Annotated in this window: 26 protein-coding genes and 1 riboswitch; of the genes, 16 read left to right on the forward strand and 10 right to left on the reverse strand. The window is 71.6% G+C overall.

Going from position 1 to position 26,377, the window contains the following annotated elements:
* The first annotated feature begins 15 nt into the window (after window positions 1-15).
* The 5 genes from ychF (at window position 16) to AC3ANN_RS06545 (ending at window position 4,643) form a co-directional block, all read left to right on the forward strand.
* Complete coding sequence (gene ychF, locus AC3ANN_RS06525) at window positions 16-1,089, forward strand: redox-regulated ATPase YchF (protein ID WP_488340171.1); 1,074 nt, start codon at window positions 16-18, stop codon at window positions 1,087-1,089.
* A gap of 19 nt (window positions 1,090-1,108) precedes the next feature.
* Window positions 1,109-1,798, forward strand: coding sequence for an alpha/beta fold hydrolase (locus AC3ANN_RS06530; RefSeq protein WP_488340172.1), 690 nt, complete (start codon window positions 1,109-1,111; stop codon window positions 1,796-1,798).
* Window positions 1,799-2,045: 247 nt separating this feature from the next.
* On the forward strand, window positions 2,046-2,540 hold the full coding sequence (locus AC3ANN_RS06535; RefSeq protein WP_488340173.1) for an RNA polymerase sigma factor: 495 nt from the start codon (window positions 2,046-2,048) through the stop codon (window positions 2,538-2,540).
* Window positions 2,533-3,585, forward strand: a complete 1,053-nt coding sequence (locus tag AC3ANN_RS06540) for a hypothetical protein (RefSeq protein ID WP_488340174.1) — start codon at window positions 2,533-2,535, stop codon at window positions 3,583-3,585. The genes AC3ANN_RS06535 and AC3ANN_RS06540 overlap by 8 nt, the downstream gene beginning before the upstream one ends.
* Window positions 3,586-3,677: 92 nt before the next feature.
* The gene (locus AC3ANN_RS06545; protein ID WP_488340175.1) at window positions 3,678-4,643 is read left to right on the forward strand and encodes a TIGR03885 family FMN-dependent LLM class oxidoreductase; all 966 of its coding nucleotides are present in this window, start codon (window positions 3,678-3,680) and stop codon (window positions 4,641-4,643) included.
* 108 nt (window positions 4,644-4,751) lie between these two features.
* On the opposite strand, the gene AC3ANN_RS06550 is transcribed toward AC3ANN_RS06545, so the two are convergent.
* Entirely contained in the window at window positions 4,752-5,165 is a 414-nt protein-coding gene (locus AC3ANN_RS06550; protein WP_488340176.1) for a CBS domain-containing protein, read from the reverse strand.
* Window positions 5,166-5,404: 239 nt separating this feature from the next.
* Here AC3ANN_RS06550 and AC3ANN_RS06555 point away from each other — a divergent pair, with 239 nt between their 5' ends.
* From AC3ANN_RS06555 to AC3ANN_RS06580, 6 genes are all read left to right on the forward strand, one after another.
* Window positions 5,405-6,631, forward strand: coding sequence for an alcohol dehydrogenase catalytic domain-containing protein (locus AC3ANN_RS06555; RefSeq protein ID WP_488340177.1), 1,227 nt, complete (start codon window positions 5,405-5,407; stop codon window positions 6,629-6,631).
* Window positions 6,632-6,701: 70 nt separating this feature from the next.
* Window positions 6,702-6,899 carry a hypothetical protein gene (locus AC3ANN_RS06560; protein ID WP_488340178.1) on the forward strand — a complete coding sequence of 66 codons (198 nt, stop codon included), beginning with the start codon at window positions 6,702-6,704 and terminating at the stop codon, window positions 6,897-6,899.
* Between the two features lie 19 nt (window positions 6,900-6,918).
* The gene (locus tag AC3ANN_RS06565) at window positions 6,919-7,209 is read left to right on the forward strand and encodes a hypothetical protein (protein ID WP_488340179.1); all 291 of its coding nucleotides are present in this window, start codon (window positions 6,919-6,921) and stop codon (window positions 7,207-7,209) included.
* 54 nt (window positions 7,210-7,263) lie between these two features.
* Window positions 7,264-8,091, forward strand: coding sequence for a DNA-formamidopyrimidine glycosylase family protein (locus tag AC3ANN_RS06570; protein ID WP_488340180.1), 828 nt, complete (start codon window positions 7,264-7,266; stop codon window positions 8,089-8,091).
* Between the two features lie 39 nt (window positions 8,092-8,130).
* Window positions 8,131-8,253, forward strand: coding sequence for a hypothetical protein (locus AC3ANN_RS06575; protein ID WP_488340181.1), 123 nt, complete (start codon window positions 8,131-8,133; stop codon window positions 8,251-8,253).
* Between the two features lie 18 nt (window positions 8,254-8,271).
* Window positions 8,272-8,781, forward strand: a complete 510-nt coding sequence (locus tag AC3ANN_RS06580) for a hypothetical protein (protein ID WP_488340182.1) — start codon at window positions 8,272-8,274, stop codon at window positions 8,779-8,781.
* Here AC3ANN_RS06580 and AC3ANN_RS06585 read toward each other — a convergent pair.
* From AC3ANN_RS06585 to AC3ANN_RS06595, 3 genes are all read right to left on the reverse strand, one after another.
* Entirely contained in the window at window positions 8,768-9,370 is a 603-nt protein-coding gene (locus AC3ANN_RS06585; protein ID WP_488340183.1) for a carboxymuconolactone decarboxylase family protein, read from the reverse strand. The genes AC3ANN_RS06580 and AC3ANN_RS06585 overlap by 14 nt on opposite strands.
* A 117-nt stretch (window positions 9,371-9,487) precedes the next feature.
* The gene (locus AC3ANN_RS06590) at window positions 9,488-11,017 is read right to left on the reverse strand and encodes a DHA2 family efflux MFS transporter permease subunit (protein ID WP_488340184.1); all 1,530 of its coding nucleotides are present in this window, start codon (window positions 11,015-11,017) and stop codon (window positions 9,488-9,490) included.
* A gap of 138 nt (window positions 11,018-11,155) precedes the next feature.
* Entirely contained in the window at window positions 11,156-11,368 is a 213-nt protein-coding gene (locus tag AC3ANN_RS06595) for a hypothetical protein (RefSeq protein WP_488340185.1), read from the reverse strand.
* 65 nt (window positions 11,369-11,433) lie between these two features.
* Between AC3ANN_RS06595 and AC3ANN_RS06600 the strand changes: the two genes are divergently transcribed.
* A complete protein-coding gene (locus tag AC3ANN_RS06600) occupies window positions 11,434-13,455 on the forward strand; it encodes an ABC transporter ATP-binding protein (RefSeq protein ID WP_488340795.1) in 2,022 nt (673 codons plus the stop codon).
* 1 nt (window position 13,456) lies between these two features.
* Here AC3ANN_RS06600 and AC3ANN_RS06605 read toward each other — a convergent pair whose 3' ends face one another.
* The 6 genes from AC3ANN_RS06605 to AC3ANN_RS06630 are packed head-to-tail and all read right to left on the reverse strand — an operon-like array spanning window position 13,457 to window position 20,320.
* Window positions 13,457-14,410, reverse strand: coding sequence for a glycosyltransferase family 2 protein (locus AC3ANN_RS06605; RefSeq protein ID WP_488340186.1), 954 nt, complete (start codon window positions 14,408-14,410; stop codon window positions 13,457-13,459).
* A gap of 34 nt (window positions 14,411-14,444) precedes the next feature.
* A complete protein-coding gene (locus tag AC3ANN_RS06610; RefSeq protein WP_488340796.1) occupies window positions 14,445-15,593 on the reverse strand; it encodes a cysteine desulfurase family protein in 1,149 nt (382 codons plus the stop codon).
* Between the two features lie 19 nt (window positions 15,594-15,612).
* The gene (nadC, locus tag AC3ANN_RS06615) at window positions 15,613-16,488 is read right to left on the reverse strand and encodes a carboxylating nicotinate-nucleotide diphosphorylase (RefSeq protein WP_488340187.1); all 876 of its coding nucleotides are present in this window, start codon (window positions 16,486-16,488) and stop codon (window positions 15,613-15,615) included.
* A complete protein-coding gene (nadB, locus tag AC3ANN_RS06620) occupies window positions 16,482-18,212 on the reverse strand; it encodes an L-aspartate oxidase (RefSeq protein WP_488340188.1) in 1,731 nt (576 codons plus the stop codon). The genes nadC and nadB overlap by 7 nt, the downstream gene beginning before the upstream one ends.
* Window positions 18,209-19,561 (reverse strand): quinolinate synthase NadA, encoded by a 1,353-nt coding sequence (nadA, locus tag AC3ANN_RS06625; protein ID WP_488340189.1) that lies wholly within the window; start codon window positions 19,559-19,561, stop codon window positions 18,209-18,211. The genes nadB and nadA overlap by 4 nt, the downstream gene beginning before the upstream one ends.
* A gap of 24 nt (window positions 19,562-19,585) precedes the next feature.
* A complete protein-coding gene (locus AC3ANN_RS06630) occupies window positions 19,586-20,320 on the reverse strand; it encodes an NUDIX hydrolase (protein ID WP_488340190.1) in 735 nt (244 codons plus the stop codon).
* Between the two features lie 151 nt (window positions 20,321-20,471).
* Here AC3ANN_RS06630 and AC3ANN_RS06635 point away from each other — a divergent pair, with 151 nt between their 5' ends.
* The 4 genes from AC3ANN_RS06635 (at window position 20,472) to gcvP (ending at window position 26,348) form a co-directional block, all read left to right on the forward strand.
* A complete protein-coding gene (locus AC3ANN_RS06635; protein ID WP_488340191.1) occupies window positions 20,472-21,641 on the forward strand; it encodes a MarP family serine protease in 1,170 nt (389 codons plus the stop codon).
* Between the two features lie 43 nt (window positions 21,642-21,684).
* Window positions 21,685-21,781: riboswitch (glycine riboswitch) on the forward strand.
* 141 nt (window positions 21,782-21,922) lie between these two features.
* The gene (gcvT, locus tag AC3ANN_RS06640; RefSeq protein ID WP_488340192.1) at window positions 21,923-23,077 is read left to right on the forward strand and encodes a glycine cleavage system aminomethyltransferase GcvT; all 1,155 of its coding nucleotides are present in this window, start codon (window positions 21,923-21,925) and stop codon (window positions 23,075-23,077) included.
* Entirely contained in the window at window positions 23,074-23,454 is a 381-nt protein-coding gene (gene gcvH / locus AC3ANN_RS06645; RefSeq protein WP_488340193.1) for a glycine cleavage system protein GcvH, read from the forward strand. Before gcvT ends, gcvH begins: the two co-directional genes overlap by 4 nt.
* Window positions 23,454-26,348, forward strand: coding sequence for an aminomethyl-transferring glycine dehydrogenase (gene gcvP, locus AC3ANN_RS06650; RefSeq protein WP_488340194.1), 2,895 nt, complete (start codon window positions 23,454-23,456; stop codon window positions 26,346-26,348). The genes gcvH and gcvP overlap by 1 nt, the downstream gene beginning before the upstream one ends.
* Window positions 26,349-26,377: the final 29 nt, after the last annotated feature.

The following is a 26,377-nucleotide window of genomic DNA, read 5'->3' on the forward strand; positions in this document are numbered from 1 at the left end:
CTAGACTGGATGCCCGTGGCTCTCACAATAGGCATCGTCGGACTCCCGAACGTCGGCAAGTCGACCCTCTTCAACGCCCTGACCAAGAATCAGGTGCTCGCGGCGAACTACCCGTTCGCGACGATCGAGCCCAACATCGGCGTGGTCAACCTGCCCGATCCGCGGCTCGACACGCTCGCCGAGATCTTCCACTCGGAGCGCATCCTGCCGGCGGCGGTGTCGTTCGTCGACATCGCGGGCATCGTCCGCGGCGCGTCCGAAGGCGAGGGGCTCGGCAACCAGTTCCTCGCGAACATCCGCGAGGCGGACGCCATCGCGCAGGTCGTGCGCGGGTTCGACGACGACGACGTCGTGCACGTGGACGGCGCTGTGAACCCGCAGAGCGACATGGAGACGATCAACGCCGAGCTGCAGCTCGCCGACCTGCAGACCCTCGAGAAGGCGATCGCCCGCTTCGAGAAGGAGGTCCGCGGCAAGAAGACCGACCCGATCGTGCTCGAGACCGCGCTCGCCGCCAAGGACGCGCTCGAGCGCGGCGTGCTGCTGTCGGCGTCCGGCATCGATCTCGCCCCCATCAGGGAGCTGGGCCTGCTGACCGCGAAGCCCTTCATCTTCGTCTTCAACGTCGACGAGGCGGTGCTGACGGATGCCGGGAAGAAGGCGGCCCTCGAGGCGCTGGTCGCGCCGGCCAAGGCGGTGTTCCTCGACGCCAAGATCGAGTCCGAGCTCATCGACCTCGATCCCGAGGACGCGGCGGAGTTGCTGGCCTCGACCGGCCAGGAGGAGTCCGGCCTCGACCAGCTCGCACGCATCGGCTTCGACACGCTCGGACTGCAGACCTATCTCACGGCGGGGCCGAAGGAGGCCCGCGCGTGGACGATCGGCAAGGGCTGGAAGGCTCCGCAGGCCGCGGGTGTCATCCACACCGACTTCGAGAAGGGCTTCATCAAGGCCGAGGTGATCTCGTTCGACGACCTCGTCGCGACGGGCTCCGTGGCCGAAGCGCGTGCCAAGGGCAAGGCTCGGCTCGAGGGCAAGGATTACGTCATGCAGGACGGCGACGTCGTCGAGTTCCGCTTCAACGTCTGAGCGAGAGGACCCCCACACCGTGACCGAGACCCAGATCTTCGAGCCGGACGGCCGCGCGATCCCATACGCCGACGAGGGGAGCACGGGTCCCGCCGTGGTGCTGGTCCCCGCCCGCGGCCTCAACATCAGCTACCTGGGACCGCTGGCGCACGCGCTCGTGGAAGAGGACTTCCGCGTCGTCCGCGTGGGTCCGCGCCATCCCTCGACCGCCGCGGATGCTCGCGTCTCGATGCACGACCTCGCGCAGGACGTCGTCGACGTCATGGACCACATCGGGCTCGGCGGCGCATGGATCGGCGGGCACGCCTTCGGTGGCTCGGTCGCGCGCACCGTGTCGCTCGACCACCCGGAGCGCGTCGGCGGCGTGCTGCTGCTCGGCGTCGAGGGCGCGGACCAGACCGACGAGCTCGGCGCCGGCGGATCCGAGATCCCCGAGGGAGCGCGCGATGTCGAGGTCGACTCGATGCAGCGCGCGGCGCAGGAGGCGTCGCCCGAGATCGAGTGGTCCTCGCTCGCACCGGGTGTCCCGGTCCTGGTCGTCCAGGGCGCCGAGGACCGCCTCACCCCGCCCGCGAACGGCGAGCGCCTGCAGGCCTCCGCGCCGGATCGCGTCAGCGTGGTGAGCGTGGACGGCGCCGGCCACCTCTTCCCCGTGACCCACGTCGGAGCGACGGCGTGGCCGATCGAGGACTACCTCGACTGGGACTGATGCGGGTCCCGGCGATCGATCCGCCGCCGCCTTCGCCGGGCGCGTGATCGTCGAGCGGCCACGTCGTCGCGCGCGCCGCTGATTCGCTCGCCATCCCGGGCGGATGTCAGGATCGGCCCTCATCGGGCATTTCCTGGTGAGAGCCGGGTCGTGGGAACCCGCAGGGAGCGAGCAGCTGTGGACGGCCGCGGGGGATCGCCGCGAGGGCATGAGAGCATTGCCTTTCGGCTGTGGGTTCAGGACGGGTATGCGAGACGGGTTCGAGGCGCTGTACCGCGCGCACTACGAGGCGGTGCATCGTTTTGTGAACCGTCGACTCTCGGGGAGCGCCGACGACATCGTCGCTTCGACCTTCGAGCTGGCGTATCGCAAGCTCCCGACAGCCCATCCGCACCCGGTCGGCTGGCTGATACGCACCGCTGGGAACCTGGTGAAGGCCGAGCTGCGCCGCCAGGACCGCGAGCGCCGCGCGCTGCGGGATGTCGACCTGATGCGCGCCGCTCCCGGCGACGGCGGCGACCTCGACACGCTCGGGCACCTGCTCGAGCGGATGTCGCGGGCGCACCGCGAAGTGCTTCAGCTCACGTACTGGGACGGTCTCAGCGCGGCGGAGGCCGGGGTCGTGCTGGGGTGCTCCGAGCAGGCGGTGTGGAAGCGGCTCAGCCGGGCGAAGGCGGCGCTGCGCGCCGCGTGGCCGACTGAGAGCGACAGCGACAGAGAGGGGGCGGAGACCTATGCCTAGGCGCGACATCAGCGACGACGAGCTCGCACGCATGTTCCGCGCCCTCGACCCCGTCGATCCGGCGGCCGGACCGGAGCTCGAGGCGCGCAGGGAGCGCATCTGGTCCCGGATCGCCGAGCGGATCGACGCCGAGCCGCACGAGCGCGCGCGATCGCGGCGGCGAGCCCGGACGTGGTGGATCGTCTCGCTGCCGGCGGTCGCCGTGGCCCTCGTGGCATTGATCGTGGTGCTGGTCGTGAACCCGTTCGCGACCCCGACGCCGGCAGCCGCCGAGGGACTGCCGCCGCTCGAGTACGCGGCATCCGATCTGTCGCTTCCAGAGCGTCTCGACCGGGCGCGCGAGCAGCTCGCGCAGTCGCCGGGCCCGGCGGAGCCGGTTCGCGAGGCTACGGTCGTCGCGTGGTACTCGCACACGCAGATGGACGGGAATGACCGCGGCACCGTCATCTCGCCCGAGGTGGTGACCACGACGTGGGACGAGACGTATGCGATGCGGATCCACGTGACCGCCGGGCGCCCCTACGTCGCGGGCGACGATCAGCCGCCGACGCGCGCGGATCTGCCGGAGGAAGGGACCGTGCTGCGGGACGACGAGATCCCGAGCGAGATGAACCTCATGGACGGGACGCGGCCCATTCCCTTCCTGGTGGCGGGCAGCGGGGTCGACTTCTACCGGTCGTACGTCGCGGAGTCGATCGCCATGTACGGGGACGGCGGAGGCGCCGAGGCGCTGCGCGCCGTCGCAGATGTCGAGAACCACTGGACGCTCACCAACGGCCAGGAAGCCGATCTGCTGACGGTGCTGGAGGAGTACGACGGGATCGAGCTGCTCGGCGTCGCCCACGACCGCGCGGGCCGGGAGGTGTTCGGAATCTCGGCACGCTCGGCCACGGGCATGCACGACGAGGTGCTGCTGATCTCGACCGAGACCGGCCGCATCCTCGGCAGCGAGACGATCTATCTCGGCGATGACCCGGAGTTCCCCATCCCGACGGGATCGGTGATGAGCTACCAGATGTGGGGCCTCGGCGAGGACGGCCGCTGAGACGCGGGCGCACGTCGGCCCGCGCGTTAGCACCTCGGCCGGACGCCCGCAACAGCCTTCACGCAGGCCCGCGGCGCGCGCAGGGTGGGGGCATGGTGTTCCTCGGCTATCACGCATCGCACGAGCAGTTGCCGCCGTCCACCCTTCTCGCGTCGGTGCAGGACGCCGAGCGCGCGGGCTTCGACGGGGCGATGTGCTCCGACCACCTCGCCCCGTGGGGACTCGCCCAGGGCGAGTCGGGGTACACGTGGAGCTGGCTCGGCGCGGCGCTCGCCACGACGAACCTGTCGTTCGGCACGGTGACCGCACCGGGCCAGCGCTACCACCCGGTCGTGGCCGCCCAGGCCATCGCGACGCTCGCCGAGATGTTCCCCGGCCGGTTCTGGTGCGCGCTCGGCAGCGGCGAGGCCGTCAACGAGCACGTCACGGGAGACGCCTGGCCGCCCAAGCCCGAGCGCCAGGAACGCCTCGTGCAGGCCGCCGACGTCATGCGGCGGCTGATCGCCGGCGAGCGCGTCGACCACGAAGGCGCGTTCACCGTGCACGACGCGCGAGTGTGGTCGAGGCCCGCCGTGCCGCCGCCGTTCTTCGCGGCCGCCGCGTCCGAGCCCACGGCGGAGTGGGCGGCAGGGTGGGCCGATGGCGTGATCACGGTCGGCCACGACCCCGCGGTCGTCGGCCGCATCCTCGCCGCATATCGGGATGCCGGCGGCACCGGTCCCTGCGCCGTGCAGGTCCATGTCTGCCTCGCGCCGACGCGTGACGAAGCGCTCCGGACGGCCGCCGACCAGTGGCGCCAGGCGACCGTCCCCGCGGACCTCATGTGGGATGTGATGCAGCCGGAGGACTTCGACCGGCTCGCCGACCCGAACGACCTCGAAGGGATCGAGCGCGGCGTGCTCGTCGGCGCCGACGAACGCGAGATCGCGGATCGCCTCGCGGCGCTCACAGAGGCCGGCGCCGACCGGCTGTATCTGCACGAGGTCGCGAAGGACCAGCGTCACTTCCTCGACCGGGCGGGAGACGGGCTTCTCGAGGCGATCAGGGAGCTCGCGTGAAGCTCGGCGATGCCGGCGACGGTGACGGAAGACCGCGGTGATGTACTGCCTCGACCCGAGTGAGGGCGCCGGCCCCGTCCGGTCGGCGCCCTCGGCGCGGTCGTCGCGTCACTCCGAGATATCGGCGACCGTCTCGCCGGTGTCCTCGGGGGCCATCGCGAGCGCGATGTCGGCCTGACTGATGATGCCGACGAGGTCGTGTCCGTCGATCACCGGCAGCCGTCGGATCTGGTGGCGCTTCATCGTCTCGAGCGCCTCCTCGATGTCGTCGTCGGCTCCGATCATCACGGGCTTGCCCTGCGCGAGCTCGCCCGCGGTCATCGTGGACGGATCGCCCCCTTCGGCCAGACATTTCACGACGATGTCGCGATCCGTGAGCATGCCCTTGAGCCTGTCGTCCTCGCCGCAGATCGGCAGTGCGCCGACGTCGAGCGATGCCATCAGGCGCGCGGCGTCCACGAGCGTCTCGTTCTCGCGCACGCACTTCGGGGCGGGAGTCATGATGTCTCTCGCGACTGTCATAGATCTCTCCTTCCGGTCGTTCAGCGACCGTAGGCGCGCGGTCGCGCCGGGACCGAGGGGCTTGACACCGACAGGGTCGGCGCGTAGCCGCCCGATGCCGTGGCCGCGGCATCCGTCGCGTGTAGACGTGAGGCGGAGCAGGTGTCAACCCCCTGCGTCCCAGTGGTGAGCGTCGGGCACGCTCTGCGGAGGAGGTGCGCGATGCACGGCACGACGTGGTCCGGTCACGCAGGCGGATCGTGAGGGCGGTGATCTGGCAGGCCCGACGCGAGGTCGCGGTCGCGGAAGTGCCCGACCCCCGCATCGAGGAGCCGACGGATGCGATCGTGCGCATCACGTCGACCGCGATCTGCGGCTCCGATCTGCACCTCTACGAGCTGCTCGGCCCGTTCCTCGACCGGGGCGACATCCTCGGGCACGAGTCGATGGGCATCGTCGAGGAGGTGGGCCCCGAGGTGGCGGCGCTGCGCGTCGGGCAGCGGGTGGTCGTGCCCTTCAACATCGCGTGCGGCTCCTGCTTCATGTGCCGGCGAGGGCTGCAGTCGCAGTGCGAGACGACGCAGAACCTCCAGTACGGCACCGGGGCGTCTCTCTTCGGCTACACGAAGCTCTACGGCCAGGTGCCGGGCGGGCAGGCGGAGCTGCTGCGCGTTCCGCGCGCCGACTACAACACGATCCCCGTCGGCGTGGACCTGCCCGACGAGCGATATCTGTTCCTGAGCGACATCCTGCCGACGGCCTGGCAGGCGGTGGAGTACGCCGACCCGCCCGACGGGGGCACCGTCGTGGTCCTGGGACTCGGGCCGGTCGGTCAGCTGACCTCGCGCATCGCCGCCCACCGGGGATATCGCGTGATCGGCATCGACTCCGTGCCGGAGCGCCGGGAGATGGCGGCGCGCCACGGCATCGAGGCGTGGGAGGACGACGACGAGGTCGCGTACGTGAGCGAGTCCACGGACGGGCGAGGCGCGGATGCCGTCATCGACGCGGTCGGCATGGAGGCCCACGGCAGCCCTCTGGCCCACGCCGCGCACCGAGTCGCCGCCGTCATGCCCGACGCGATCGCGCGGCCCGTGATGCAGCGCGCCGGGATCGACCGCCTTGCCGCGCTCTACGCCGGCATCGACATGGTGCGACGCGGCGGGACGCTCTCGATCAGCGGCGTGTACGCCGGCGACGGCGACATCCTGCCGATGAGGACGATGTTCGACAAGCAGCTCACCGTGCGGATGGGCCAGTGCAACGTCAAGCGCTGGATCGACGACCTCATGCCGCTCGTCGAGGACGCTCGCGATCCGCTCGGCCTCGGCCATCTCGTGACGCACCGCGGTCGGCTCGAGGACGCGCCCGGGCTCTACGAGAAGTTCCAGAAGAAGGAGGACGGCTGCATCAAGGTCGTGCTCCGGCCCGGTGAGGCGCCGGCCTCGGGGGCGGAGGCCGGATCGACGGCGGCGCACACAGGGTGACGCGCGCGGATGTCAACCCCCTCCCACCGGACGCGCGCTTCGGAGAGGATCGGAACCAGGAGGTTCGCACATGAACCACAGGACCCCGCTCCACGGGACCGCCTCGCGAACCGGGCGCCGGGACACGGCGGCGACAGAGCATCCGCGCAACGACGAGCGGACCGCCGACGCCGATCGCGGCACCGAGGACGAGCGCGGTGGGGAACGCGCGGCGCGCGAGCGACTGTTCCAGCGCTCCCAGCCGATGCCGGCAGACCGGCACGAGTGACATGCACCAGGAGGAACCCATGCGATACGACGACGTGCATCAGCTCGTGCTCACGCCGTTGACCGAACGTTCGTGGCGGCTCTGCGACCGCAGCGTGGCGCGCAGCGACGCCGCCAGCGTCGTGGCCTACGTCGAGCTGCTCGACACCGGGATGTACGAGGCGATCTGGGTCTCGGTCGGGTTCGGCTCGACCCGGTACCCGTCGATGGAGGGACTCTTCCGCGCCGCCGTCCGGATGCTCGACCGCTCGCACAGCTCGGGCGCGCTCAAGCCGCAGCCGATCCCGCACCGCCCGCCCGCGCACGCGTGAAGCACCCCGCGCCCGCCGCGCCCGCGTGTCGGGCTCCGGTGGCAGGATGGGCGCATGCCTGAGTCCCCCGAAGTCGAGGCCCTCGCCGGATTCCTCGGCGAAGCGGCATCCGGTCGTGAGATCCGCGGTGTCGACGTGCTGGAGTTCCGCACGGTCAAGACGCGCGCGACGCCGCCGGCGGCCCTGGTCGGCAGGACGATCGCGGGAGCCGTCCGACACGGCAAGCACGTCGAGCTGAAGCTCGACGAGGGAAGTCTCGTCGTGTCGCTCGGCCGGCACGGGTGGATGCGCTGGCTCGTCGGCGGCGAGCCGGCGCCCGCCCCCGAAGCGCCGCCGGCCCTCGCCGCGCTCGAGCTGTCGGAGGCCACGACCCTGCAGGTGACGGATGCCGGCACCTGGGTGTCGCTCGGGCTCTTCGTCGTGGCCGACGCCGCCGAGGTGCCCGCCGTGACGAAGCTCGGACCGGATCCCGCCGACGCCGGGTTCGCGCAGGCCGACTTCGATACCGCTCTCGGCGGCCGACGCAAGCAGGTCAAGGCGATCCTGCAGGAGCAGGAGTCGCTCGCCGGGATCGGCAACGCGTACTCCGACGAGATCCTCCACCTGGCGCGCATCGATCCCGTCGCACACGCGGCCGCGCTGGGCGATGAGGAGCGCGAACGGCTCTTCGACGCGACGGTCATCACGATCCGCGAGGCGATCGAGGCGCGCCGCGGTGTCCCGATCGACCAGCTCAAGACCGCCAAGGTCGCGGCGATGCGCGTGCACGGCCGCGCAGGCGAGGCATGCCCGGTGTGCGGCGGCACGATCCGCGACTTCACGTTCTCGGGCACATCCGCGCAGTACTGCCCGACATGCCAGACCGGCGGCGTGGTGCTGTGAGCGGCCTGCTCAACGCGGGCCGCGGGTAGCATGGACGCCATGACGTCGTCGCCGCTTCCCGCCCCGATCACCCTCGCTCCCGTCTCCGACGAGAAGAACCTGCTCACCGTCGTCGAGTCCGCGGGCGCGTGCTGCGGCGGCGGCAGCTGCAGCATCGACTGACGCCCGAACACGCGCGCGATGACCGACGACGAGCTCCAGATCACGCCGCGCGTCGCGCGGATCCTCACGTCGGAGGAGTCCGTGTACGGGCTCATCCTGGTGTCGGGCATGATCGTCGTCAGCGGCACCGTCTCCGGAACGTCGCTCAACGCCCTCGTGACCGTGACCGTCACGGTCGTCGTGTTCTACCTCGCGCACGTGTATGCCGGCACGCTCGGCCGTCTCGCGGCCAGTGAGGGCAGCGCCGGGCTCGGCGCCAGCTTCAAAGCAGCCGCGCGGCACTCGCGCGGCATGCTGGCTGCGTCGATCGTTCCGCTCGTGATCCTGCTGCTCGGCACGACCGACCTCATCGACGACACCGTCGCCATCTGGTCGGCGCTCATCGCCAACACCGTGCTGCTGGGTGTGCTCGGCTGGATCGTGGTCGCGCGGTGGAGCACCCACTGGGTGCCGCGGCTGCTGAGCGCGCTCATCACCGCCGGCTTCGGCCTCGTGCTCATCGCGCTGAAGGCGTTCATCCACCATTGAGTGCGGCGCTGCTGTCGTCGGCCGGCGACAGCAGCGCGGCGACGAGCGCCGGTGAGAGCCCCGGGACGTCGTCGACCGGGACGGCGAGCGCCTGCAACGACCGGCTGAAGAAGTTCCGCACCGCCGCGGCCAGTGTGATGTCGACGATCTGGCGGTCGGTGAACCCTGCGTCGCGCAGGCGGCGGGTGTCGTCGTCGGTCATCGTGGCGGCATCCGTCGAGAGCTTCTCGGCGTATGCCATCACGGCGACGTCCGCCTCCTCGAGTCCTGCGCTGGTGTAGTCCCGTGCAAGCCGCTCGAGCTGGGCCTCGTCGAACAGGCCCGCGCGGAGGCTCTTGCGGCCGTGTGCGAGCAGGCAGTGCTCCGAGCCGATCGCCCGCGCGGCGGCGAGCGTCGCCAGCTCGTACGTGCGCAGGCCGATCGAGGGGACGATCGCGCGGATGAGCGCCTCGAACGCTTCGTGCGCCTCGGGGTTGACCGCCATCGCGCGCGTATGGGCGAAGACGAATCCGTCGCCATCGAGGTCGCCGCGGTACATGTCGGCGACATGGCCGGTCGCGCTGTCGATGTCAGGTGTTGAGACGATCATCGGGAATGCCTTCCGGTCGCGGTGGGAAGAGGCATCCAGAATGACGGATGCCTCACCCCTCGTCGAGGGGTGAGGCATCCGTCTGATACTGCGCGGGGCAGCGCGGCGTGGGCCGGATCAGTGACCGACCGGTGCCCCCATCGGCCGGTCCGCGGGCTTGCGGATGAGGAACGCGCCCACCAGCAGCGGCAGCGACAGGATCGCCGCGATGAGGAAGGCGGCGTGGGTGCCCGCCGCCTGGGCGGCCAGGTCTTCCGCGCCGGCGTCGGTGGCGGTGGCCGAGGCCGCCGACATGACGCCGAACATCAGCGCGATTCCGGCCGCGCCCGCGACCTGCTGCACGGTGCCGACGATCGCCGAGCCGTACGAGTAGAAGCGCGGCTGCAGCGAGGCGAGCGAGGCCGTGAACAGCGGCGTGAACGACATCGCGAGGCCGATCGACAGCACGGTCTGCGCAACGGCCACGACCAGCACCGGGGTCTCGGTCGTGAACGTCGTGTAGAACCACAGCAGAGCGCTGGTGATCACGGCGCCCGGGACGAGCAGCACGGTGGTGCCCCAGCGGTCGTAGATGCGGCCGATGACCGGGCCGAGGAAGCCCATCGCCAGCGCGCCGGGCAGGACGATCAGCCCGGTCACCAGCGCGTCCACCTCGAGAACGTTCTGCACGTAGAGGGGAACGACGGTGATCGCACCGAAGAACGCCATCGACATGATGGCCATCTGCGCGATCGACAGCGAGAAGTTCGCCGAGCGGAAGACCCGCAGGTCGAGCAGGGCGTCGTCCTTGCGCTGCAGCAGCACCTGCCGCCAGCCGAACAGTCCGAGAGCCACGACGCCGACCGACAGCGCGATGATCAGCGTGGTCGTCGAGGTCGCGGTCGCGGCGGCCGCGGCGGCTCCGTCACCGTGCCCGCCGGCGCCGAGCTGGCTGAGCCCGAACACGATGCCGCCGAAACCGAAGGCCGACAGGATCACCGAGAGCACGTCGATCGGAGCGTGCGTGGTCTCGCCGAGATTGTGGATCCAGCGGGCTCCGACGACGAGTGCGACGAGCGCGATCGGCAGCACCATGCCGAAGATCCAGCGCCACTCGAAGTTGTTGAGGATCGCACCGGCGACGGTGGGGCCGATGGCGGGAGCGAGCGAGATCACCACGCTGACCCGGCCCATCATGCGTCCGCGGATCGCGGCGGGCACGACCGTCATGAGGGTCGTCATGAGCAGCGGCATCATGATGGCGGTGCCGGATGCCTGCACCACGCGTGCGATGAGCAGCATGGGGAAGCCGGGCGCCAGGAACGCGATGAGCGTTCCCGTCGAGAACAGGCCCATCGCCGCCACGAACATCGTGCGCGTCGTGAAACGGCGCAGCAGGAAGCCCGTGATCGGGATGACGACGGCCATCGTCAGCATGAAGGCGGTTGTCAGCCACTGCGCGGCGAGCGCCGTGATGCCGAGGTCGGTGATGAGGTGCGGAATCGCGACACCCATCGTCGTCTCGTTGAGGATCGCGACGAACGCGGCCGCGAGGAGGAGCCAGATGACGCGGCTCTCCTCGGGGCGGAGCGCGGGTGCCGCGGGTGCGGCGGAGGAGGATACGGCGGGGATGCTGCCGGTTCCGGGTGTCGTTTCGATGGCGGCCATGGGTCGTCTCCTCGAGGCTCGGATGGGACAGCGAAGTGCCACCCCCCAGGATGGCAAGCCATCAGGATAACCGGGGGGCCCGACATCCCATTCCCGATCCGGTGAACGAATCGGGAAACCCGTGGCCCGCTGCCGCCGTCAGTCCTCCAGTGACTCCGCGTCGGCGGAGCGGTCCCACTTCTCGGTGCCGATCGCGTCCGTCGGGCGCGGCGTGGGCTCGCGCTCCTCCACGTCGCGGGGAAGCGGGTTCACGATCTCCTCGTGCGGGATCGCCTTCAGGGCGTCGATCTCCTCGCGAAGCTCGGCGAGATCGCTGCCGTCGTGTTCCGGGGAACCGCCAGTCGTGGTCATGGCCAAAGCCTAGCGTCGCCGGGCGTCGTTAGGCTGGCCAGGTGAGCATGCGCGCAGGCGGCGGGATGAGCCGTGGCGGCGGGGGCGGCGGCGGTCACCCGGGCTTCCGGCCCGTCGACACCGAGGCGCAGCGGCGCGAGAACGCCGAAGCCCCGCGCATCCCGAACCTCGGGCGCCGCGTCATCGCGCTCTTCCGCCCTTACGCGGGGTCGATCGTCGTCACCGGCATCCTGGTCGTCGTCGGCGCCGGCATCGCGGTGATCCCCGCCCTCCTCGTGCAGCAGATCTTCGACGACGCGCTCTTCCCGGTGGACGGGTCCGGGCCCGACCTGTCCTTGCTGTGGACGCTCGTCGCGGCCATGATCGGCCTCTTCCTCCTCTCCGCCGTCGTCGGCGTCGCGCAGACGTGGCTGACCTCCACCGTCGGCAACCGCGTGACCGGCGATCTGCGGGTGAAGCTGTTCGATCACCTGCAGGCGATGGAGCTCGCGTTCTTCACGCGCACCAAGACCGGCGTCATCCAGTCGCGTCTGCAGAACGACGTGGGCGGGGTGTCGGGCGTCTTGACGAACACCGTCACGAGCATCCTCGGCAACACCGTCACCGTCGTCGCATCGCTCGTCGCGATGATCATCATCGACTGGCGCCTGACGATCATCGCGGTCATCCTGATGCCCGGGCTGGTGCTCGTGCAGCGCCGCGTCGGGCAGGTGCGGGCGCGCATCGCGGGCGAGACCCAGGAATCGCTCTCGGAGCTCACCGCGATCACCCAGGAGACGCTGAGCGTGTCGGGCATCCTGCTGTCGAAGTCGTTCAACCGGCAGCGCGCCGAGTCCGCGCGCTACGCCGACGAGAATCGCAATCAGGTGCGCCTGCAGGTGCGCCGCGCAATGAGCGGGCAGGGGTTCTTCGCCGTCGTGCAGGTGCTCATGTCGAGCGTCCCGGCGATCATCTACCTCGTCGCGGGCTACTTCATCGTCGGCGGCAGCGACGCGATCACCGCGGGTACGATCGTCGCCTTCACGACGGTGCAGGCGCGGCTGCTCATGCCGCTCATGGGCCTCATGCGCGTCTCGCTCGACCTGCAGACCTCGGCGGCGCTGTTCGCGCGCATCTTCGAATACCTCGACCTCGTGCCGGCGATCCGCGACGCGCCGGACGCGCTCGACGTCGACGCGGCTCCGGGGCCGATCGGCCGCATCGAGTTCCGTGACGTCGTCTTCCGTTACCCGGATGCCGCGCCCGACGCGCGTCCGACGCTGCAGGGTGTCTCGTTCGTGGCCGAGCCGGGTCAGCACGTCGCGTTCGTCGGGCCGTCCGGCGCGGGAAAGACGACGGTGCTGTACCTCACGCCGCGCCTGTACGAGGCATCCGACGGCGCCGTCCTGTTCGCGGGCGAGGACGTGCGGCGGCTCCGGCTCGAGTCGATCATCGACCATATCGGCGTCGTGTCGCAGGAGACCTATCTCTTCCACGCGACGATCCGCGAGAACCTGCGTTACGCCAAGCCCGATGCGACGGATGCCGAGCTCGAGGCCGCGTGCCGGGCGGCCAACATCCACCACGTGATCGAGCAGTTCGAGAGCGGGTACGACACGATCGTGGGGGAGCGCGGCTACCGGCTCTCGGGAGGCGAGAAGCAGCGCATCGCGATCGCGCGCGTGCTGCTGAAGGACCCACCCGTGCTGCTGCTCGATGAGGCGACGTCGGCGCTCGACACCGTGTCGGAGCGGGTCGTGCAGGAGGCCCTGGATGCCGCTGCCCGCGGCCGCACCACCCTGTCGATCGCGCATCGGCTCTCGACCGTCATCGCCGCCGACGTCATCCACGTCGTCGAGGCCGGGCGGATCGTCGAGTCCGGCACCCACGCGTCGCTCGTCGCGCGCGGCGGGCTCTATGCGGAGCTGGCGGCGGAGCAGCTCGCGTCGTCTCGGATCCTCGAAGCCGAGGAGTCCGAGCCGCCGCCCGACCACCCCGACCGTCGCGCCGACCGGCCGCCGCGCGACCCTGCGGGCCCCGAGACCGCGGGTACGGGGGGCGGCGCCCAGCCGGGCGATTGGGCGCCGGCCGATCTCCCCGGAGCGTGAGTCACCACGGCCGCGCGGCCGCGAGCGCCGTTGCGGCCGGCTCGGCGAGGGCCGCGCCGTCGGCGCGCGCCGACAGCTCGCGCGCGAACGCCCCCAGCTCGCGACGGTACGCGGGGTCGGGATGCTCGTGGGCGAGCTCGACCAGCGGGGGCAGGTCCATCGCGAGGATCAGGCGCACGCGCGCTGTCACGGCGCGGGTCTGGCCCGCGGCCTCGAGCACGTCGATGCCGCCGGCGAGCGCCTCGAGGTAGTCGCGCATGACGGCGAGCTCGCCCTTGTGCTGCGTGATCGACGAGCCGTCGGCGCGCTCGCGCCACTCGACGACGACGTCGGGGATGACGTCGAACGCACGGGCTCGCGTGTACATCTGCTGCGCGATGATCTGGTCTTCGTACGCCTTGCCCACGGGGAATCGCAGACCCGCCCGCCGCCAGAAGTCCATGCGGCTGACCTTCGACCACGCCACGATGTTCCCCGACGCGTCGGGGTGGTGCTCGAGGGTCGTGCCAGTGCGCGCGGGATCGGTGGCGGCGCTGACCCACGGCTGGACGTGTCCCGCGGTGTAGCCGCCGGCGGTGTCGGGGCGCAGTCGCACATAGGCGCCGAGAGCGAAGTCGCTGCCGCTTCCGTCGAGGGTCGTGACGAGACGTTCGAGGGCGGTGGGGGTCATGCGGTCGTCGGCGTCGAGGAACGCGACGAACGGCGTGCGCACGCGGTCGAGACCGGTGTTGCGCGCCGCACCGAGCCCGGCGCGACGGGCGTGATGGACGACTTCGAAGCGCCGGTCCGCGGCGACGGCTTCGTCGAAGAGGGCGCCGGTGGCATCGGTCGATGCATCGTCGACCAGCACGGCGGTCCAGTCGGTCATCGTCTGCGCCCGCAGCGAGTCGAGCGCGTCGACGGTCCACTCCGCGACGTCGTACCCGGGCACGATGACGGTCACGGCGGCAGGCACGTACAGATCCTACGGTCGCCCGGCGGGTCCGGTCTCAGCGGCCGGCACCCGAGACCGCGGCGACGGATGCCGCAACCGCGTCCGCGACAGCATCCAGCGGGTCGCGCAGCGTATGCGGGAAGGTGAAGCGGACCGCCGTGCGGGCGAGGGCCGGGTCCACCCCCATCGCGACCAGCACGTGGGAGGCCTCGTCGCTGCCCGCCGCGCACGCGGAGCCGCTCGACGACACCACTCCGCGTCGCTCGAGCTCGAGCAGCACGGCCTCGCCGCTGGTTCCGGCGAACGTGAAGCTCGCGGTCCCCGGGAGTCGGTGCGCAGGGTCGCCGGTGAGCGAGGCCGACGGAACCGCCGCGAGCACGTGCGCGACGAATGTGTCACGGATCGCGGCCACACGGGCCGCGGACTCCGCGCGCTCGGCCTCGGCGAGCTCGAGCGCGGTCGCGAAGCCGACCGCACCCGCGACGTTCTCGGTGCCGCTGCGGCGTCCGCGCTCCTGTCCGCCGCCGTGCAGGACGGGTTCGAGCGGGACGCGACCGCGCACGCCGAGCACGCCGGTTCCCTTGGGAGCGCCGAGCTTGTGGCCGGCGAGCGAGATCGCGTCGTATGCGAGGTCGGCGGCGGACAGCGTGAGCCAGCCTGCGGCCTGCACGCCGTCGAGGTGCAGCGGGACGCGGCGCTCGCGGGCGACGGCGGCGAGGGCCGCGGCATCCTGCACGGTCCCGACCTCGTTGTTCGCGTACCCGACGCTGACGAGTGCGGTCTCGTCCCGCAGCGCGGCCGCAAGGTCGCCGGGCGACACCCGGCCGTGCCCGTCGACCTCGAGCAGTGTCAGCTCGAACCCGTGGAAGCGCACCAGGTAGCGCACGGATTCGAGCACCGATTCATGCTCGATCGGCGTGGTGACCACATGGCGCGCGCCGCGCTGTTCGAGCGCTGCGAGGGCGATGCCCTTGACCGCGAGGTTGTTCGCCTCGGTGCCGCCGGAGGTGAAGACGATGTCGCCGGCGCGCAGGCCGAGCACGCGTGCGACGCGGCGACGGGCGTCGTCGAGCGCGTCGGCCGCGGCCTCGCCGACGGTGTGATGGCTCGACGGGTTCCCGAACCACCGCGTGAGGTACGGCGTCATGGCCTCGAGCACCTCGGGGCGAACGGGCGTGGTCGCCGCGTTGTCGAGGTAGAGCATGCTCATGGCGGTGCCGTCGTCACGGTGCGTCGATGCGCACGTCGAGCCCGAGGTCGAGAGCGCGCGCGGAGTGCGTGAGCGCGCCGACCGAGATGACGTCGACGCCGGTCTCGGCGATCGCGCGGACGGTATCGAGGGAGACCCCGCCGGACGCCTCGACCACGGCGCGGCCGGCGATCTGGGCGACCCCGGCACGCAGCTCGTCCAGCGAGAAGTTGTCGAGCATGATGGTGCCGATCCCGGCCGCCAGCACGGGCTCGATCTGCTCGAGACGGTCGACCTCCACCTCGAGATGGGTGGTGTGGGGAAGACGGTCCTTCGCGGCGCTCAGCGCCGCCGTGATCGCCGCGGCCCACGCCTCGCCGCGCGCGCCGCGCGCGAGCACCGCGAGGTGGTTGTCCTTGGCCATCACCGCGTCCGACAGCGAGTGCCGGTGGTTGCGGCCGCCGCCGTCGCGCACGGCCTTGCGCTCGAAGGCGCGCAGGCCCGGCGTCGTCTTGCGGGTGTCGACGATGCGGGCGCGGGTGTGCGCGATCTCGGCCACGTACCGGCCGGTGAGAGTCGCGATGCCCGACATGCGCTGCGCGAAGTTGAGCCCGATGCGCTCGGCCGTGAGCACGCCGCGCGCCGGCCCGGTGACGACCGCGAGCACGGCCCCCGGCTCGAACCATTCGCCGTCCTCCACGACGAGCTGCACCTCGATGCGCGGATCGGTCAGCCGGAACGCCGCCTCGAACACCTCACCGCCCGAGAACACGCCCGGCTCGCGTGCGACGAGGTCGGCGCGCGCGAGGGCGTTCTCGGGCAGCAGGTACTCGCTCGTGACGTCGCCCCACGGCGCGTCCTCGTCGAGGGCGGCGGCGACGACACGGTCGATGTGGGCGCGGGTCAGCATGCCATGGCCTCCTGGGCGACGAGCGGGCTCTCGGCACCGGTGGCCGGCGCATCCGAGCGGTGGTGCGCGCCGACCGACTCGCGGCGCTCGCGGGCGGCGGCGACCAGGCGCTCGGCGACCAGCAGAAGGTTCTCGTCCTCGAGCTCGCGCTCGGTGCGCGCTGCGCGCTCCTGCGACCGCCATGCGGCGATCACGGATGCCGCGCGCCCGAGCCCGTCCTCGTCGCGGACGAGTCCCGCGTGCTCCCACATCAGCGCCTGCAGCGCTCGCCGCGAGAACCGCGCAGCGCCCAGCGGCTCGGTTGCCCCGGAGGTACGGGACGCGGGCGTGTCGGCGTGCATACGGGACAGGCGAACAGGAGAGGCCCAGGCGCCCGACGCGGCATCCGCGGCGATCACATCACCTGCACGGGCGCCGAACACCGCGCCCTCGAGCAGCGAGTTCGACGCGAGGCGGTTCGCACCGTGCACGCCGGTGCGCGCGACCTCGCCGACCGCGTAGAGACCGGGGACCGACGTACGACCATGCAGGTCGGTCGTCACGCCGCCCATCAGGTAGTGGGCGGCCGGCGTCACGGGGATGGGCTCGCGCGCCCAGTCGAGTCCGCGCTCGCGGACGGCGCGGTCGATGGTCGGGAAGCGCCGGGCGAGGAAGCCGGCGCGGGCAGCGGCATCCGAATGCCCTCCCGTGGTCGAGGCATCCTTCGCGACCAGGCGGGTCGCATCGAGGAACACGGGCCGCCCGTCCTGCTCCTCCATGCGCTGCGCGATCGCGCGGGCGACCACGTCGCGCGGCGCGAGCTCGCCGTCGGGATGCGCGTCGAACGCGAAGCGCCGGCCGTGCTCGTCGACGAGAGTCGCTCCCTCGCCGCGCACCGCCTCCGACACGAGGAACGACTCGCCCACCGCCAGCACCGTCGGGTGGAACTGGTAGAACTCGAGGTCGGTCACGGCGGCGCCGGCGCGGATCGCCGCCGCGATGCCGTCGCCCGTCGCGACCGGCGGGTTGGTGGAGTGCGCGTACAGCTCGCCGGCACCGCCGGTCGCGAGCACGACCGCGTCGGCAGGGACCACGACACGCCGCCCCGGCCGATCCGACGTCTCGCCGACGAGCAGCGTCACACCACGCACCCGCGCGCCGGCGTTCTCGCGAGACCGAGCAGTCTCGACGAGACCCGGGGCGTCGCCCCTTGTCTCGTCGAGACTGCTGTGGCTCGCGGGCAGAGGGGGCTCGCCGACGAGCAGGTCCACGAGGAACGCATGCTCGATCACCTCGACCTCGCTCGCGCGCAGGCGCGCGACGAGCGCCTTCTCGATCGCGGTGCCGGTGGCGTCGCCGCCGGCGTGCAGGATGCGGGGATACGAATGCGCGGCCTCGAGGCCCTTCACGAAGTCGCCGTCGTCGTCGCGGTCGAACGCGACGCCGAGGTCGATGAGCTCGCGGATGCGCGCCGGCCCTTCGTCGACGAGCACGCGCACGGCGTCGGGGTCGCTGAGCCCCGCGCCGGCCACGAGCGTGTCGCGGAGGTGATCCTCGGCGCGGTCGTCGTGGAACATCACGCCCGCGATGCCTCCCTGCGCGAAGCGCGTGTTGGCGTGCTCGAGCACGTCCTTCGTGACCAGGGTCACGGCGCAGCCGCGGTCGGCGGCGTGCAGCGCCGTGATGAGCCCTGCGATCCCTGAGCCCACGACGACGACCCGCGGCCCGTCGGGTCGACGGGTCATGACGCGTTCTCCCAGTCGGCCGCGGGCGCGGCCGGGGGCTTCGCGGCGAGCATGCGCTCGAGCGCCACACGCGCCGGCTCGGCGACGTCGGAGGGCACCACGATGCGGTTGCGCACCTGGCCGGCCACGAGTCCCTCGAGCACCCACGCGAGGTAGCCGGGGTGGATGCGGTACATCGTCGAGCACGGGCACACGACCGGGTCGAGGCAGAAGATCTCGTGCTGCGGGTGCTGGGCTGCCAGGCGCTGCACGAGGTTCACCTCGGTGCCGATCGCGAACGTCGTCGGCTCGGTGGCCGCCTCGATCGCCTTGCGGATGTAGTCGGTGGAGCCCGCTTCGTCGGCGGCGTCGACGACGTCCATCGGGCATTCCGGGTGGACGATGACCCGCACGCCCGGGTGCTCGGCCCGAGCCTTCTCGATCTGGTCGACCGAGAACCGGCGGTGGACTGAGCAGAACCCGTGCCACAGGATGACGCGGGCGTCCTCGAGGGCGTCGACGGATGCCCCGCCCAGAGGCCTGCGCGGATTCCACATCGGCATCTGCTCGAGCGGCACGCCCATCGCCTTCGCGGTGTTGCGGCCCAGGTGCTGGTCGGGGAAGAAGAGCACGCGGCGCCCGCGCTGGAACGCCCACTCGAGCACCGTGCGGGCGTTCGACGATGTGCAGACGATGCCGCCGTGACGGCCGACGAAGCCCTTGATCGCGGCCGAGGAGTTCATGTACGTCACGGGCACGACGGGGACCCTGCCTTCGGCATCCGTCGCCTCCATGTCGCCGTAGACGTCGGCCAGCTGCTCCCAGCAGTCCTCGACCTGGTCGATGTCGGCCATGTCGGCCATCGAGCAGCCGGCGGCGAGGTTCGGCAGGATGACGGCCTGCTCGGGTCGCGACAGCAGGTCGGCGGTCTCGGCCATGAAGTGGACGCCGCAGAACACGATCGCCTCGGCGCCGGGGTGCTCCAGGGCGGCGTTCGCCAGCTGGAAGGAATCGCCCACGTAGTCCGCGTGCCGCACGACCTCTTCGCGCTGGTAGAAGTGGCCGAGCACGACCACCCGGTCGCCCAGCGCCGCCTTCGCGGCGCGGATGCGCGCGTCGAGCTCGTCCTCCGAGGCCTCACGGTACTCGAGCGGCAGCTCGCCCTGACGCGGAGACCCCGTCGGGATGACGTCGCCCATCGACGACCCCGGTCCGTAGCCGGGCCGCGTGTCGAAGTCCCACGGGCCGACGGCGAGATCCGTCGTGCAGGTCTCGGCCGTCGAGCTGCCCGACACGATCGCCTGGATCGCGTGATCCACCGAGGCATCGAGGTCGGGTCGGGGCTGGAGGGTGATGTTGACGGCGGGCATGTCGGGCGCTCCGTTCGGGATTCGTCAGTCGCGGGCGACGAGCGGGCCGCGATCGGCGAGCTCGACGTCCTGGTTGTAGCGGTAGAGCCGCGCGGGGCGGTGGCTTCCGGTGCGGAAGCGGTCGGTGGGGATGAGCGTGCCGGAGTTCTCGACCTGACGGCGGAAGTTGGCCGGGTCGAGCCGCCGGCCGAGGATCGCCTCGTACACCTCGCGCAGCTCCGCCAGGGTGAACTCATCGGCGAGCAGCCCGTGCGCGATGCGGCTGTAGCCGACCTTGTTGCGCAGGCGCCAGAGCGCGTACTCGACGATCTGGTTGTGGTCGAACGCGAGCTGCGGCAGCGCCGCGGCATCGAACCAGCGGACGTTCTCGAACGCGTCGCCGTGGTCGCCGAGCCCGGTCGACGCGTCCGGACGGATCAGCGCCCAGTACACGATCGAGACGACGCGCGTGGGAGAGCGGTCGACGGCCCCGAACGCGTAGAGCTGCTCGAGATAGCTCGGTGCCAGCCCGGTCGTCTCGGCGAGCGTCCGGGATGCCGCGGCCTCGAGGTCCTCCGCGACGTCGAGCCACCCGCCCGGCAGCGCCCACTGGCCCTCGTGCGGATCGCGCGTGCGGCGCACGAGCGGCAGCACGACGCCCGCCGAGTCGCCACCGGGGAGGCGCCCGAGCGTGAAGATCACCGTCGACACCGCGACGCGGGTCGGCTCGGCGGCCGTCGCGGCGCTGGTGGGTGCAGGGCTGAAGACTGTTCTGGTCATGGTGACTCTAACTCTCGGTTCGATCATAGTGTCATCGTGACCAGAAGCCAAACGGGTGTCGTCACACGACCCGACCGGCGGGTGGCGCGCGGTCGTAGGGTCCTCCCAGGCTGGATGCATAACCTGGCCGCAGGTCTCGGGAGGAGTGCGGATGGTCGTCGTCGACGTGCTGGTCGTGCTCATCCTGGTCGGCGCGCTCGTGGCGGGCCTTCAGCGCGGTTTCTTCGCCAGCATCGGGACGCTCGTCGGCCTTGCCGCCGGCGCGTTCGCGGCGTACTGGCTGACACCGCTCGTGAGCTCGTGGGTCGGCTCGCCCGCCTGGCGAGGGCCTGTCGTGCTCGCGACAGCGATCGGCCTCGTAGGGGTCGGCGCCGCGGCAGGTGCAGCGATCGGCTCGGCCCTGCGCTCGGGCGCCGACCGGCTGAAGCTCCGGGGCATCGAGCGCTTCCTCGGGGGACTCGCGTCGGTCGTCGTCGCGACCCTCGCGCTCGCCCTCGTGACGCCGGCGATCGCCGTGGCCGGCATCCCGGTCGTCTCGTCCGCCGTCGCCTCGTCCACCGTCCTGCGGGGGATCGACGCGATCACGCCCGCCCCCGTCGACGCAGCGCTCGCAGAGCTCCGCGGCGCCGTGCTCGACGACGGTCTGCCGCGCCTCGGCGAGCTGCTCGGACCCGGCGTCGACCCCGCGCCACCGGTCGCCCTGGACGATCCCGAGCTGGAGCGCGCCGCGGCATCCGTCGCCCGCGTGTCGGGCACGGCCTATGCCTGCGGGCGCGGATCGACCGGGAGCGGGTTCGTCATCGCCCCCGATCGCATCGTGACCAACGCCCATGTCGTGGCGGGCGTCGACACGCCCCTCGTCGAGCTTCCGGGCGTGCCCGCGCGCGAGGGTCGCATCGTGTACTTCGACCCGGTCGACGACCTCGCCGTGATCGCCGTCGACGACCTCGGCGCCGAGCCGCTGCCGTTCACCTCCACGCTGCCGGCGGGCGCGGCGGCGGCGATCCAGGGTTATCCGCACGGCGGGCCGTTCACCATGGTGACGGCCGGCGTGCAGTCGACGGGCTCCGCGACGGTGCCCGACATCTACGGCGACTCCTGGAACCCGCGGGAGATCTACGCGCTCCAGGCCGAGGTGCGCCCGGGCAATTCGGGCGGTCCGCTGCTGACTGCGGACGGCACCGTGGCGGGGGTCGTGTTCGCGCGGGCGGAGCATGATGCGGCCGTCGGCTACGCGATGACGATGGCAGAGCTCACGCCGGTCGCCGCGCAGGCGCCGTCGCTCGCGGATCAGGTGTCGTCGGGTCGCTGCGTGGGATGACGCCCCGACGGGTATGCTGGCTGCCGCAAGTCAATACCGGCCAACGACCCGGGCGGGAGAGCCTCGGCAGCGACATCGCCGAGCACCGAAGGAGCAAGCCTCCCCGCCAATCTCTCAGGTACGCGTACCGTTCGGGTGTGGCCGACTCTGGAAAGTGATGCTCACGCATCCGCCGACGGTGAAACCCGGGTGTGCGCACACGGTGAAACTCTCAGGCCCATGACAGAGGGGGAGTTCACAGGCGCCGCCCGGCGTCTGCCCGCCCGCGACCGGGAGAACTCATGCCAGACCAGAGCTTGTCGGAGCCCCGCACGACGGTGCTCCACGATCGCCACGATGCGCTCGGCGCATCCTTCACCGACTTCGGCGGCTGGCTCATGCCCGTCCGCTACACCTCCGACCTCGCCGAGCACCACGCGGTGCGCACGGCGGCGGGGCTCTTCGACATCTCCCACATGGCGGAGTTCCTGGTCGAAGGGCCGGACGCCGGGAGGTTCCTCGACGACGCGCTGGCAGGTCGCCTCTCGACCATGCGCGCCGGCAAGGCGAAGTACTCGCTCGTGCTCGCGGAGTCGGGCGGCATCGTCGATGACGTCATCGTGTACCGCCTCGCCGACGAGCGGTTCCTCGTCATCGCGAACGCCGGCAACCGCGCCGCCGTGGCGACGGCGCTCGGACAGCGCTCCGACGCGTTCGCGGACGCGCATCCGGATGCCGCCGCCGCCGTCGACGACGTCACCGACGAGTACGCGCTGATCGCGGTGCAGGGCCCCGCGGCGCAGGGCATCGTCGCAGCGACGACGGCGATCGCAGAGGTGATGCCCGCGCTCACCGAACTCGGGTACTACGCGTGGTCGTCGGCTGTGTTCGACGGCGAGCCCGTCCTGATCGCGCGCACCGGGTACACGGGCGAGGACGGCTTCGAGCTGCTCGTGCCCACCCGGGCGGCGGGCGCGCTGTGGGACGCGCTCCTGGCCGCAGGCGAGCCGCGCGGCCTCGTGCCCGCAGGCCTCGCCGCCCGTGACACGCTGCGCCTCGAGGCGGGTATGCCGCTGTACGGCCACGAGCTGTCGCTCGACATCGTGCCTGCCCAGGCCGGACTCGGCCGGGTCGTGGCGGCGGACAAGGACGAGTTCGTGGGCAAGGCGGGACTCGCCGCCGTGGTCTCCTCCGACGCGCCGGTGCTCGTCGGGCTGGTGAGCGAGGGCAGACGGGCGGGGCGCGCCGGCTACAGCGTGTTCGCCGACGCGGATGCCGCCAACCCGGTCGGCGAGATCACCAGCGGTGCGCTCAGCCCGACGCTGGGGCATCCCATCGCCATGGCGTTCGTCTCGCCCGCCGTGCGAGAGCCCGGCACCACTCTCTTCATCGACGTGCGCGGAACCCGCATCCCCGCCACCGTGACCGACCTGCCCTTCTACCGGAGGAACTCATGACCGACCTCACCAGCCTCAAGTACACCGCCGAGCACGAGTGGGTCGCCCTCGAGGGCGACATCGCGACCGTCGGCATCACCGACTACGCGGCCGACAAGCTCGGCGACGTCGTCTTCGTCGAGCTGCCGGCCGCCGGGTCCGACGTGACGGCGGCGACCGTCGTCGGCGAGATCGAGTCGACGAAGTCGGTCGGCGAGCTGTACGCGCCGCTCACCGGCGAGGTCGTCGAGGTGAACGACGCGGTCGTCGACGACCCGTCGCTGGTCAACGCCGACCCGTTCGGCGAGGGCTGGCTCGTGAAGCTCCGCGTGGACGCGTCGGCCGTGGCCGACCTGCTCGACCGCGACGCCTACGTCGCGCTCACGGGCGGCGCCTGATGAGGGGCGGGTTCGCCGAGCGTCACATCGGGACGGATGCCGCGGCCCAGCGCACGATGCTGGACGCCCTGGGTTACGACACCGTCGATGCGCTCGTGCGCGCGGCGGTGCCGGCATCCATCCAGTCCCCGTCGCGCGCGACGAGCGACCTCCCGCCGGCGGCCACGGAAGCCGAGGCACTCGCCGAGCTGCGCGAGCTCGCCTCGCAGAACCGCACGGCCCGGCCGATGATCGGGCTCGGCTACTACGACACCCTGACGCCGTCCGTGATCGCGCGCAACGTGCTGGAGAACCCGTCGTGGTACACGGCATACACGCCGTACCAGCCCGAGATCTCGCAGGGCCGCCTCGAGGCGCTCATCAACTTCCAGACGATGGTGACCGACCTCACGGGTCTCGCCACCGCGAACGCGTCGATGCTCGACGAGGCGACCGCCGTCGTCGAGGGCATGCTCGTGGCCCGCCGCGCGTCGAAGGCCGCGTCGAACGTCTTCGTCGTCGACGCGGACGCGCTGCCCCAGACCAAGGCGCTGCTCGCGCACCGCGCGGCCGCCGTCGGCATCGAGCTGGTCGAGCTCGACCTCGCACACGGCGCAACGCTTCCCGATGAGGGGCTGTTCGGCGTGTTCGTGCAGTACCCCGGCGCCTCCGGCCGCGTGTGGGATCCCGCCGGCGTCGTCGACGCCGCTCACGTCGCGGGCGGCCTCGTCGTGGTCGCCGCGGATCTCCTGGCGCTCACGCTGCTGCGCTCTCCGGGGTCGCTGGGCGCGGACGTGGCGGTGGGCACCACCCAGCGCTTCGGCGTGCCCCTCGGATTCGGCGGTCCGCACGCCGGATACATGGCGGTGCGGCAGGGTCTCGAGCGACAGCTGCCCGGACGACTGGTGGGCGTCTCGCAGGATGCCGCGGGGCATCCGGCGTACCGTCTCGCCCTGCAGACGCGCGAGCAGCACATCCGTCGCGAGAAGGCGACGTCGAACATCTGCACGTCGCAGGTGCTCCTCGCCGTCATGGCATCGATGTACGCGGTGTACCACGGGCCCGACGGGCTCCGCACGATCGCGACGGACGTCGCGAAGAAGGCCGAGGCGCTCGCCGCGCAGCTGCGCTCGTACGGCCTGTCGCTCGCGTCGGACTCGTTCTTCGACACGGTCCGGGTGACCACCCCGGGCCCCTCGCGCCGGGTGGTGGAGCGAGCGCGCTCGCTCGGCTACCAGCTGTTCTGGGTCGACGACGCGACGGTCGGCGTGTCGGTCGACGAGACGACCACCGCCGCCGACCTCGCCGCCGTCGCGTGGGCGTTCGGCCTGCCCGAGGGGGAGTTCCTCGGCGGGGGAGACCAGGGTGAGCGCGTCGTCCGGTTCGCGGACGCCGAGCCTCTCGCCGGCGTCCCGTCGGCGCTCCGGCGGGTCGAGGAGTACCTGACGCACCCGGTCTTCAACACGCACCGGTCCGAGACGGCGATGATGCGGTACCTCAAGCAGCTCGCCGACCGCGACTACGCTCTCGATCGCGGCATGATCCCGCTCGGCTCGTGCACCATGAAGCTCAATGCCGCGACCGAGATGGCGGCGGTGTCGTGGCCGGAGTTCTCGCGCGTGCATCCCTTCGCCCCCGAGGACGATGTGCGCGGCTACCTCGCCATGATCGAGCAACTCGAGGTGTGGCTGGCCGAGGTCACGGGGTACGACGCCGTGTCGCTGCAGCCGAACGCGGGCTCGCAGGGCGAGCTGGCCGGACTCATGGCGATCCGCGGCTACCACCGCGCCAACGGCGACCTCGACCGCACGGTCTGCCTCATCCCGTCGTCGGCTCACGGCACGAACGCGGCGTCGGCGGTGCTCGCGGGCATGCGGGTCGTGGTCGTCGCGTGCGACGATCGCGGCAACGTCGACCTCGAGGACCTGCGCGCGAAGGTCGCCGCGCATGCCGATTCGCTCGCGGCCCTGATGATCACCTACCCGTCGACGCACGGCGTGTACGAGCACGACGTGCTCGAGATCACGCAGGCCGTCCACGACGCCGGCGGACAGGTGTACGTCGACGGCGCGAACCTCAACGCGCTGCTCGGCTACGCCCGCTTCGGCGACCTCGGCGGCGACGTCTCGCACCTGAACCTGCACAAGACGTTCTCGATCCCGCACGGCGGCGGCGGCCCGGGCGTCGGTCCCGTGGCGGCGAAGGCGCACCTCGCGCCGTACCTGCCATCGCATCCGTTCTCGCAGCGTGCCGATCATGCCGGGGGAGTGTTCGACGGCGGCCCCATCTCCGCCGCCCCGCACGGCTCGGCCGGCATCCTGCCGATCTCGTGGGCGTACGTGCGCATGATGGGCGCCGAGGGCCTGCGGGACGCCACGGCTGCGGCCGTGCTGGCCGCGAACTACGTCGCGTTCCGCCTGCGCGAGCACTACCCGGTGCTCTATACGGGCGAGGACGGCCTCGTCGCGCACGAGTGCATCCTCGACCTGCGGCCGCTGCGCGAGGCGACGGGCGTCTCGGTCGACGACGTCGCCAAGCGCCTCATCGACTACGGCTTCCACGCCCCGACCATGTCGTTCCCGGTCGCGGGCACCCTCATGGTCGAGCCGACCGAATCCGAGGATCTCGCCGAGATCGAGCGCTTCATCGAGGCGATGATCGCGATCAAGGCCGAGGCCGAGCGTGTCGCGGCGGGGGAGTGGCCGGCGGCCGACAACCCGCTCGTGAACGCCCCCCACACGGCCGAGTCCGTCGTCGTCGGCGACTGGGACCACCCGTACCCGCGAGAGATCGCCGTGTACCCCGTGCACGCGCTCGTCCGCACCAAGTACTGGCCGCCGGTGCGCCGGATCGACCAGGCCTACGGCGACCGCAACCTCGTCTGCGCGTGCCCGCCGATCGAGGCCTTCGCCTGAGAACCCGCGGGCGACGGATGCCGCGTGTC

The sequence above is a fragment of the Microbacterium sp. STRO-2N genome (genome assembly GCF_057747775.1).